The sequence below is a fragment of the Blautia sp. HCP3S3_G3 genome (assembly GCF_052063365.1).
Classification (GTDB): Bacteria; Bacillota; Clostridia; order Lachnospirales; family Lachnospiraceae; genus Blautia_A.
This window is the reverse complement of sequence record NZ_JBQHXR010000053.1, coordinates 1-2156: the sequence shown is the minus strand read 5'-3', so window position 1 is coordinate 2156 and position 2156 is coordinate 1. Positions and strand designations below refer to the sequence as shown.

The window sequence follows — 2156 nt, the reverse complement described above, 5'->3', positions numbered from 1 at the left end:
CAAATGATTATGAAGAACTGTATCGTAGAATCTAGAAAGACGAATTGCTGATGGCAAGTTAAGATGAGGAAAACCTCATTTTAACTTGTACTAAATCTTGACATAGGACCAGATGGAGTCCCAGATAAGGAAAAAGAATTTCAGGAAGTATCTTTACAAATTGAGACAAAAGAGAATGAACTTGAATTGCAAATTATTAAGTTCTCGAAGTTTTTACGTGAGTATAAGATATTATTTTCAATGTATCCAAAGTTGAAAAAGACTCTTGATTTAATTAATGAAAAAGAGGAAAAGGGACAACTGCCTGCAAACATTGATCCTCAATTTCTTAAAAGAATGTTGGAATATCACAAATGTTTAATTTGCGATCGACCTATGGATGAAGAAGAGGAAGCGGTAGTTAGAGATCTTTTGAAAAAATTGGAGTTATCTTCCACAGTGTCACACTTGTTAGTGAAGATAAAAGGCTCGTTAGAGGATGCAATGCAGCGATGCAAAGAATACCCTAAAGAACGCGCTGAACATATCGAAAGAGAAAAAAATATCACTTATGAGTTAAAACAATTGCGTGATCGTTTTGATAAACTGGATGCATTTTTAAAGAATTACTCTGATAAAGACAAGATACGAGAAATGCATGAAAAAAGATCAAAATATCAGGATTTAAAAAAGAAAAACACAGAGGATCGTATAAAATTAGAAGTGCAACTTGAAAATGCACAAAAGGACTTAGAGCTAACAAAAGGTGAATTGGAAAAAGCAATTCAAAATCAAGCAGACCTTGTTATCCTGCAAAGAAAGATTTCTTTTGCACAAAAATCACTTTCTATAATTACTGATATAGAGGACGAAATGATGACAGAGGTCAAAGACAAAATGACTGTTGAAACCATGGAAATTTTCGAAAAATTAGATTGGAAAACGGAAACATTTAGCCATATTGAATTGGATGATTCTTATAATTTGGAGCTTTTTGATAAATATGGTTATCCTATGGTTGGTGGATGCAGTGCTGCAGAAAGAGCACTGTTAGCATTGTCTTTTACGCTTGCCCTTCAAAAGGTATCTGGATATGATTCAATGCTGTTTATTGATACCCCGGTTGGAAGAGTTGATCTTGATAATAGAGCAAATTTTGCTGATGTCTTAAATCAGTTATCTGAGAATAAACAAGTTATAATGACTTTTACACCGTCAGAATATTCTCAGGAAATACGAAATGTATTAGAGCCATGTTCAAGTACTTTTAAGGAATTAACAACAGTTGATGAAAGAGAAACATATATTAAGTAGGTGATAAAATGGAAAAGACAGTAAAAATATTGAATTGCTCTGGTGATGCGAAAAAAACCATTGAAAAAATTGATTCATCACATCTTTTGAGTTTAGATACAAAAAACTGTTCTCGTATGGATTTGTTTTTATTTGCAATGGCATTAGGTATTGAAAGTGGTATTGAAACTGATCTTTCAAAGCCTGAAACATTAGTTCGAGGTGAATACATAAATACAAAAAATGAAGCCTTTCTTTATTCTACATTTATTGGAGATATGGAGGATACTAATGACCTTGACCAATTAAATGATGTTGGAAATATATATTCAAAGGCACAGAAGTACGCAAACACCGGATTCAAGTTGATTGATGATTATTTTGAAAAAGCAGAGGAAATAGTTCGTCTTGAATTGTTACAGGAGTTAGATGATGCCTATGCTGCTATCATAAATGAATAACCGGCATCGGGGATGATATGAAGATTACTGGATTGGAAAATGTAAAGTAGCACTATAAGGAATATTTACAGAATATGCTGAAGAACTATTAGAGGCTGTAAAAAATCTTGTGTCTTTGGAAAGTGAATCTTTCTGATAAGAAATAGATATGTAGAATTTTGCTGTCGCCTTTAGAATGTTGGTGTTGTCGAATCTGTCTTTCTATTTACAGTATGCCCATGTGTGAAAAGTTTATACATCTTTTTTGTTTTTTTTGCATGACAAATAAAGCATTGTATTGATTGCTTTTTGCGGGCTCCGCCCACACCCGACGAGCCTGTGAAAAAAAGTCTGTAAATAGCATATGGAAATATATGCGATAAGGGTCTTCTATGATAAAATCTAATTCATAGGAGGCCCTTTATTATGGCAAACAGAAAAAAA

The 2156-nt window shown here is 33.0% G+C and carries 2 protein-coding genes; both read left to right on the top strand.

Annotation, left to right across the window (positions count from 1 at the left end; genetic code table 11):
• The first annotated feature begins 240 nt into the window (after positions 1 to 240).
• Entirely contained in the window at positions 241 to 1293 is a 1053-nt protein-coding gene (locus ACTNEW_RS16170; RefSeq protein WP_441062829.1) for a hypothetical protein, read from the top strand.
• Between the two features lie 8 nt (positions 1294 to 1301).
• A complete protein-coding gene (locus tag ACTNEW_RS16165; RefSeq protein ID WP_441062827.1) occupies positions 1302 to 1733 on the top strand; it encodes a hypothetical protein in 432 nt (143 codons plus the stop codon).
• The last annotated feature ends 423 nt before the right edge of the window (positions 1734 to 2156 follow it).